The following is an 8,793-nucleotide window of genomic DNA, read 5'->3' on the forward strand; positions in this document are numbered from 1 at the left end:
TTGCCACTGGCAAGCCTTTTTCTCTACCGAAGCAACGTTTAATAGAACGTTGTCCCTTCACCAGCTCGAGTAAGCAAACCATCACATGGCGCGTAACGATCGCCATATTTCGATGCAAACTCATTCATTTTCTCTACGAGCTCCTTAATACCAAATTGGTCCATGTAACGGAACGGGCCACCCAAGAACGGTGGGAAACCAATACCAAATATCGCGCCAATATCACCGTCACGTGGCGAGCGAATGATGCCATCATCCAAACAACGTACCGCTTCATTCAGCATTGGCAGCACACAGCGCAACGCAATATCGTTATCGCTTAGCTTAGATTCAGGGTCGAGCTTAAGCAGTTTGTAAACCGATTTGTCGACATCTTTCTTCTTGCCCTTGTAAGTGTAAAACCCCTTACCACTCTTGCGTCCTTTACGTCCATCATTTAACAAGATATCAAACACATCCGGCCCTTTGAATCGGTCACCTAACTCATTAACCAGGATCGGCATAATTTTCGCGCCAATGTCGACACCAACTTCATCCAACAAGGTAATCGGGCCAACAGGGAAACCAAAATCAAGCAACGCCGTATCAATCTTTTCGATCGGTTCGTTAGCCAGCAGAATATGCGCCGCTTCGTTCATGTATGGCGCAAGAATGCGGTTCACGTAAAAGCCCGCTTTGTCTTTCACTACGATCGGGGTTTTACCTTGCTTCTTAGCAAGTGCAACAACTGTTGAAACGGTTTCATCTGACGTCGTTTCATGCGGAATCACTTCCACCAAAGGCATTTTTTCTACTGGGCTGAAGTAATGCAAACCAACTACGTTTTCTGGACGCTCTGCTTTTTCTGCAATTTTGTGGATAGGCAACGAAGAAGTATTGGTCGCAAAGATAGTTTCTGTCTTAGCGTTCGCTTCAATGTCCGCCACCATTTTTTGCTTAAGATCTAAGTCTTCAAAAACGGCTTCAATTACGACATCAATATGATTAAAACTGGTAAAATCGACACCACCAGACAGTTGCAGCATTTTCGCTTGCAGATCGGCCTTGGATAGAATGCGACGTTTGCGCTGTTTCTCAAATAACTTGTAGTTGTAGTTGAGCGCGTTTAAAACGCCATCGTTGCTAACGTCTTTGATGCGAACAGGTACTTTTGCTTTTGCAACAGACACATGGCTGATTCCGGCGCCCATCAGACCACCACCAAGCACACCAACTTTATGAACTGGTGCTGGTTTCGCATCCGTGCCATTTTCTTTCTTCATTTCTGTTGTGGCAAAGAAGATCGAACGGAGCGCTTTTGACTCTGAGCTCATCACAAGCTCACCGAAGCGCTTCGCTTCAAGTTCTTGACCCTGAGCAAAGCCTTTTTCAAGACCGTGCTGAATGACTTCGAGAATCGCAACCGTTGCTGGGTAGTTACCACGGGTCTTCTCATTGGTTTTCTTCGCGGCTTGCTCAAACACAAACTTACGACCTAAACCGCTGCCCGACATCAACTTCTCTTTTGTTGACTGCTTCTTGTTACCTTTGTTCTTCCCTTTTTCGATAAACTGTTTTGCTACGTCGAGCAAAATGGTGTCAGGCACACAGGCGTCCACAACGCCCAATTTTTTAGCTTTCTTCGCACGAAGTTGTTTACCCGTCAGGATCAAGTCCAACGACGGTAACAGGCCAATCAAACGTGGCAGACGCTGAGTACCACCAGAACCTGGCAATAAACCAAGTTGTACTTCTGGCAGACCTAAACGCGTTTTGTCAGAATCCGTACAAACACGATAATCACATGCAAGAGCCAGTTCTAAACCACCGCCCAAACATGGGCCATGAATAGCCGCAACGACAGGATAAGGTAAGTCCGATAGCTGCTGGAACAACTCCTGACCCTGCCTTGCTAAGGCTTCCGCTTCACTTGCTGTGGTGCATGCTTCTAGCATTCTAACATCTGCGCCCGCAACAAAATTGTCCGGTTTTAGGGAGTGGATGATCATCCCTTTAATACCACTGGAGTCTTTTAGCTGAGCAAAAATTTCTTTCATTTCGTCAGCAAAAGCCGCCTGCAGCGTATTCATTTTTTCATTAGGAACATCGATGGCTAACCAAGCAATATTTTGCTCATCAACCTTTAGACTAAATGCTTTTTGCTCGCTCATTACTCAACCTCCAGAATCATTGCCGCACCAAGACCACCAGCAGCACATGCGGTATTCAATGCAATACCACCGCCACGGCGTTTTAGCTCTCGTAGGGTTTGCGTCATCATACGCGCACCAGTCGCAGCAAATGGGTGACCATAAGCAATTGATCCGCCAAGCACGTTGAACTTATCCATATCAATTTCACCAATCGCTTTTGAGCGACCAAGGTTTTCTTGAGCAAACTTATCGGAAGCAAACATCTTCACATTCGCCAATGCTTGAGCAGCAAAGGCCTCGTGCATGTCGATCAACGTCAGGTCTGACAGTTCCAAGCCTGTATTTTCAAGCACTTTCGCTGTGGCATAAGTCGGCCCCATCAGCATGTCCTTTTCCACGCCGATAGCAGAGAATGCATAACCTCGGATGTAACCAAGGATCTCCATTCCGAGCTCTTTCGCTTTACCTTCTCGCATCAACATCACTGCCGCACCACCATCAGTCAATGGCGTACTGTTCGCTGCCGTAACACTGCCATACTGACGATCAAACGCAGGTCGCAATTTCGCGTATCCCTCAACCGTTGAGTCATGACGGATATTGTTGTCTTCCGAAATCCATTTTTTGTATGGTTCAGGGAAAGCCGTCATCACTTCATCTTGGATTTTTCCTTCTTTCCAAGCCTGAGAAGCCAGCGTATGAGAACGATGTGCAAGCGCATCCTGTTCTGCGCGAGAAATACCATGTGTTTTAGCCATTTGCTCTGCAGTTTGTCCCATGGATAAACCCGTAGAGTACTCTGCTACTGCTGGTGGCACTGGCATCAGGTCTTTAAAGCTCAAGTTTTTGAGGATACTAAGCTTCTGACCCATTGTTTTTGTCTTACTAAGAGCAAGCAGATTAGCGGCCAGTTTCTTTGATACGCCAATAGGCAGGACGGAAGAAGAGTCTGCACCGCCAGCAATACCAATATCGATGGTTCCCGCCATGATGCTTTCTGCGACATTAACCGCCGCTTGAAAACTCGTCGCACACGCTCGAGTCACACTGTAAGCATCAGTATGGATGTTCATACCGGTGCCTAACACGATTTCTCGTGCGATGTTTGGCGCTTCAGGCATTTGTACTACTTGTCCAAATACCACTTGTTCGATTAGCTTCGGATCAATATCTGTTCGAGCAAGCATTTCGCTTACTACCATTTTCCCTAAATCGACCGCTGGCACTTGGCTAAATTCCGTGCTTTGACGAGCAAAGGGAGTTCGAAGCCCCGCGACAATAGCGACACGCTCACCATTGCGTGTTTTTACTTCCTGCTTGCCCATTGTTTCTCCTTAAATACAAGAGGTCTGACCTGATGCATTGTAATGAATTTGTTAAATTTATCAAACGTGCGTTTAAATAAACGTGAAGCAAGTAGTTCAATTACTCTACTTCTTTGATTATTATGCGATTACTAATGGTTAACTATAGAGAGTTAAAACGGTAAGAGGTATACGGAAAGTAAAATCGAAGCAAAAAAAAACCACACATAACTGTGTGGTCGGAATATCTATAAAACAATTAACTTACGCCAATTGAAAAGTAATCAGTTTCCTGATTAGGAGAAAGTAAAGTCAGCCTTCAAAAGGAAGTGTCATCTTGCTCAACATGTTAGTCGCAATGACTAACGAGATGACAAGGTGTACTATAACCCCTTCACTGCTTGATATTTTGAAATAGATCAATTTTATAGTGATTTTACGAGTTTTAAGCTCACCTAGAGCGATTATTGATTCAAAACAATTCAAGAATCCACCATCAGAAGTCCCTTTTAATGCTCCATCGAGTGAACTTATCCAAGCCATTGATTACTAATGATGATATTGTTAACAATATATATCAATTCGTGTTCGATGATATCTGACATTTGCGTATACACTTTTAGGTAACCACATGGCTTATTGTGTCTAAGGGGTTGCATGACAAATCCTGCAACCAAAACCGCTAAGCGATGAAACAAGTAAAGTCATGCTCAGAACAAGTAAGAAACTCACAGAGCGAGGATGGAGGCTCCTGTGGCCATATTAAAAATGTTTGGAAAGAAAAATTCCAACAGTCCGGTCAACTCTGATATGGACAAGCAAAGAAAATACGAAGCGCTCGTCCGAGGGTATCATCGTGACTTGTACCGCTACGCATATTGGTTGTGCAAAGATAAAGCGGTCGCGGAAGATCTAGTTCAGGAAACCTGTCTTAGAGCTTGGAAGTCACTCGATAGCCTCCAAGACGAAAAAGCTGCCAAGTCTTGGCTCATCACAATATTGAGACGAGAAAATGCGCGCCGCTTCGAACGTAAACAATTTGATTTAGTTGATATCGATGATTACGGCAATGATGCTAAAGTCAGCGATGACCCACATCATCAGCAAGAATGGCTGCAGGCACAGATCATGAAGCTCGATGTTGAATACCGTGAGCCTTTATTTCTCCAAGTTGTCGGTGGTTTCAGTGGAGAAGAAATTGGCGACATTCTTGATTTAAATAAAAACACAGTGATGACTCGACTATTTCGCGCTCGTAATCAACTTAAAGAGATGTTGGATTCTCAAGATACCAAGAGAGGACAAAAGAATGGATGATTTAGAATTTCGTCGTCGTATTTTGTCGGATCCAAAACAAAAGGATGAAGAGATTCTGCAAGCTTTAGCTGGTAGCGACGCCAACAATAAGTTTGTTGATGACGTTTTGGATCTCGATGTAAAAATTAAACAAGCCATGAATGTGGATGTACCCGAAGATCTCGCAGATAAGATTTTATTTAGCCAGACGTCGAGTGCACTTGATGAAGAGAAGGTCGTCAGACCAAACTTTGTCCGCAAAGCAATGGCACTTGCCGCTTCTATTGCGTTCACCGCAGGATTATTCGTTGGTCAAGTAAACTGGGGAAATGTTTTGGTGTCTCCAGCACAAGCCAGTTTAGCGGATACCGCGATGAAACACGTTATTCATGAAGAACCGTTTGTTCGTCATCTTGATGAGGATGTACCGAGCTCGCAAATTAATGCGAAAATGTCGCCATTTCATTACCAGTTTAGTGAAAACTTTCCATATCACGTTTACTACCTAAACCACTGCGGTTTTGGCGAATCCAATGCGGTGCATATGGTGTTCCAAGGTCCAAAAGGTAAAGTAACGTTATTTATTACTGGTATTCCAAGCGAACAAAGTACCGACTTTAGTAAGGATGGCATGACCGGAATCGTTCAGCCCGTCGGGAGTTCAAGCCTGATTTTAGTCGGGGAAGAAGGTGAAAATATTGATGCGATCGCTACGACTCTTGCATCAATGATTAAGCCAATGTAACAACTTCGACGATTTCCAGCCTTCAAAAGGTTAAATGCCGCTAAATGATCTTATTTAGCGGCATTTTTGTATAAATAGAACACAAAACATTCACCACCCCTATCGCATTTAGAGCTTAAACTCTAAATTATGCATTTTAAGTGCAATTTCCCGTCTTTTAGACATCATTTCTGCAATTTTTATTCAATTTTATCCAATGGTCGGATTTGTCCAAGCAACTATTGATACTACTATCTGCGCCACTGAGCAAAAGCTCAATTTATCGTCCAAAGAGACGAATCTAATAAGGAAAAACAAATGACTCAGAACACGCGTCTGTTTAAAAAGACTCTCCTAGCAGTAACGGTAGCTTTTGCCTCAGGTCAATCGATGGCAGCGGGTTTCCAAATCAACGCTCAATCAGCAACTGGCATCGGCCGTGCATTTGCTGGTGATGCAGTAATCGCAGATAATGCAGCAGTAATGGCTCGTAACCCAGCAGCAATGGCTCTGTTTGATAAAATGGAACTGTCGCTAGGTTTCGAAAGCATTACTTCAATGATTGAAGTGAAAGATGCGAAATATAACGTTAATACTCCTTTGGGCTCCAGTACTGTAAATGTTGCTGACACTGATGATGTGGGTGATACGTCAATAGCTCCAAACATTCACCTAATCGTTCCAGTAAATGACAAGTTTGCATGGGGCGTAAACGCATACTCTAATTTCGGCACTAAAACTGAATTTTCAGATAACTACACCGCAACCGAGTACGGTGGTCTTACGGATGTAAAAAGCTTCAACTTTGGATTGGCGGGTTCTTACCGTTTAAACGAACAATGGAGCTTTGGTGCTGGTTTAGATTTAATCTACGGCCAAGGCACAATGAAGCGTACAACTAGCTCTTCAGTCCCAGGGGTTGGCGGTCAAAAAATTCTGGACGTAGATAAAGCTGATGGTTGGGCTGTTGGTTTCAACGTTGGTACTGTGTACGAACTAGATGAAAACAACCGTTTTGGTCTAGCGTATCGTTACAGCCCTGAATTTACGGCGAAAGACGACAAAGGTCAGGAAATCACGCTACCTCTACCAGATATGGCCGAGTTTTCTGGTTTCCACAAAATCCAAGACACTAAGTTTGCTGTACACTACAGCATCCAATACATCGGTTGGAAAGATTTCGACCAAATTGATTTTGAGAACCTAAATCAGGGTTTACTTAAAGGTGGTTACTCGAAAGACTATCAATGGCAAGATGGCTGGCACTACGCAATTGGTGGTACTTACTACCTAAACAACAACTGGACACTTCGTGCTGGTTACATGTACGACACAAGCGCTCAAGATAAAGTAACGTCTATCTCGGTACCAGACTCTGATCGCCAGTGGTTCTCCACAGGTTTCTCTTACCATATTGATAATAGCTCAAACATCGATTTTGGCTTCACGTACTTGTTAGGTGAAGATGTAAAAGTTAATGAGAATACTCAATTATCTCCTGTTCTTTCTACCGGTGTAACAGCAACAACTCATGCTGATGCAATTCTATTCGGCTTACAATACAGCCGTAGCTTCTAAACGCTTCGCTGTTAGTTAGTAGAAAAATACTTTATATAAAAGGCTGGATTTCCAGCCTTTTTTCATATCTGCGATTTATTGCCCACTCAATTTGAGTGAACACGTGTATCTAAATCTCACAATTAGGACGCACAGCTGTTCGCTGAGTTCCGTTTACAAGCCCTTCACAGTTAGATTATTAAACCGCACGAATAACATTTAAAAGCATAATATTCCAAATGACCACTTACGCTGGATTTTCATTTCTAAAGTAAAAACTCTACCTTTAAACTTTTGTCCCACGTTATAAACAAATCAGCGAACATTCGAATGAAAACCAACAAGACTCTTCTATCAACAGCAGTGGCATTAAGCCTACTTGGCGCAACGGGCATGGCTAACGCAGCAGGTTTCCAACTTGCTGAATATTCTGCAACAGGCCTAGGTCGAGCATATGCTGGTGAAGCTGCAATGGCTGACAACGCAAGTGCACAATGGCGTAACCCAGCAATGCTAACTTATTTGGAAGGCACTCAAGTGTCCGTTGGTGCAATCTATGTGAACCCAAATATTGATATTGAAGGTGATGTAAACTTCCACGGTAGCACTTCTTCTGCATCTTCAGATGACTTCGCACATGATGCAATCATTCCAAACTTCTACCTATCACACCAATATAATGAGAAATTCGCGATTGGTTTGGCATTTGGCACCAACTACGGCATGGAAACCGATTTAGGTAAAGGCTTTGGTGCCTCGCACTTCGGTAACGAAGCAAGCGTAACGACAATGGAAGCGAACTTGAACGCAGCTTACAAAGTCAATGAATCAATCAGCGTTGGTGGTGGTATCCGTTACATCATCGGCGAAGGCAGCTTTGGCGCAGCAGCTCCTAAGAATAACGTTGTAGGGTTAAATCCTGAAACTAATCAACCAATCAGTGTTCCTCAAGGTACCGCTCTAAAATACATGGAAGGTGACGATACCGCTTGGGGCTGGCAAGTTGGTACAGCATGGCAGATCAATGAAAATAACCGTATCGGCTTCGCGTACAAATCTGAAGTTGAACTGAAGCTTGAAGGCCATGCTGAAGGTCTTGGTTTTGGCTTCGGTACTTCTGAACGCGACAACGGCTACATGTATCTAAACCTGCCTGCAACGGCTGAGTTGGCAAGCTTCCACCAAGTAACAGACCAACTTGCGTTACACGCAAGCGTTAACTGGACGGATTGGAGCTCTTTCGAGAAATTGGAAGCACGTCTAAATACTGCTGGCACGCATATGGTTAAAGTAGAAAACTGGGAAGACAACTATCGCTTTGCTGTTGGTGCTACTTACCAGCTTGATCCTAAGCTAGCGCTACGCACTGGTATTGCATACGATACTTCAGCGGTAAGCGACAAAAACCGCACGATTACTATTCCAGAAACTGACCGCACTTGGCTAAGTATTGGCGCAACGTACGATTGGACGAAAGACTTCAGCCTAGACGCTGGCTTCACCTATATTTTTGCGAAAGACGCACCAATCGTTGAGTCTCGTGGTTACAAGTCAGACGACACTGCAGAACAAGTCGGCGGCCAATTTGTAGGCGAAACTACGGGTAATGTTTGGCTAATCGGTGTTCAAGCAAACTACCGTTTCTAACCAAGCTGCAAAATACAAAAAAGGCTTAGCATCAGCTAAGCCTTTTTTCATTTCTCTGTGCCGTCCTAAATAAGGTTGACACTTTCCACCCCCAAAATTGGAGAGTGTTATGAAATCAACAACTAAAAGAACT

At 43.8% G+C, this 8,793-nt stretch carries 6 protein-coding genes; 4 read left to right on the forward strand and 2 right to left on the reverse strand.

The genetic code is table 11. From position 1 onward, the window contains the following. Nucleotides 1-38 precede the first annotated feature (38 nt). A complete protein-coding gene (fadJ, locus tag R7E29_RS03180; protein WP_054576271.1) occupies nt 39-2,150 on the reverse strand; it encodes a fatty acid oxidation complex subunit alpha FadJ in 2,112 nt (703 codons plus the stop codon). After that, on the reverse strand, nt 2,150-3,457 hold the full coding sequence (gene fadI / locus R7E29_RS03185; RefSeq protein WP_005384447.1) for an acetyl-CoA C-acyltransferase FadI: 1,308 nt from the start codon (nt 3,455-3,457) through the stop codon (nt 2,150-2,152). Before fadI ends, fadJ begins: the two co-directional genes overlap by 1 nt. 720 nt (nt 3,458-4,177) lie before the next feature. Between fadI and R7E29_RS03190 the strand changes: the two genes are divergently transcribed. The 4 genes from R7E29_RS03190 (at nt 4,178) to R7E29_RS03205 (ending at nt 8,660) form a co-directional block, all read left to right on the forward strand. Continuing rightward, complete coding sequence (locus R7E29_RS03190; RefSeq protein WP_042522516.1) at nt 4,178-4,753, forward strand: sigma-70 family RNA polymerase sigma factor; 576 nt, start codon at nt 4,178-4,180, stop codon at nt 4,751-4,753. After that, nucleotides 4,746-5,477 carry a DUF3379 domain-containing protein gene (locus R7E29_RS03195; RefSeq protein ID WP_054576272.1) on the forward strand — a complete coding sequence of 244 codons (732 nt, stop codon included), beginning with the start codon at nt 4,746-4,748 and terminating at the stop codon, nt 5,475-5,477. The genes R7E29_RS03190 and R7E29_RS03195 overlap by 8 nt, the downstream gene beginning before the upstream one ends. A 297-nt stretch (nt 5,478-5,774) precedes the next feature. After that, nucleotides 5,775-7,034, forward strand: coding sequence for an outer membrane protein transport protein (locus tag R7E29_RS03200; protein ID WP_053304159.1), 1,260 nt, complete (start codon nt 5,775-5,777; stop codon nt 7,032-7,034). A 309-nt stretch (nt 7,035-7,343) separates the two neighbouring features. Further along, nucleotides 7,344-8,660: an outer membrane protein transport protein gene (locus R7E29_RS03205; protein WP_054576273.1), complete on the forward strand. Its 1,317-nt coding sequence runs from the start codon at nt 7,344-7,346 to the stop codon at nt 8,658-8,660. Nucleotides 8,661-8,793: the final 133 nt, after the last annotated feature.

It is taken from the genome of Vibrio sp. Vb1729, assembly GCF_033338655.1.
In the GTDB taxonomy this organism is placed as follows: domain Bacteria; phylum Pseudomonadota; class Gammaproteobacteria; order Enterobacterales; family Vibrionaceae; genus Vibrio; species Vibrio alginolyticus.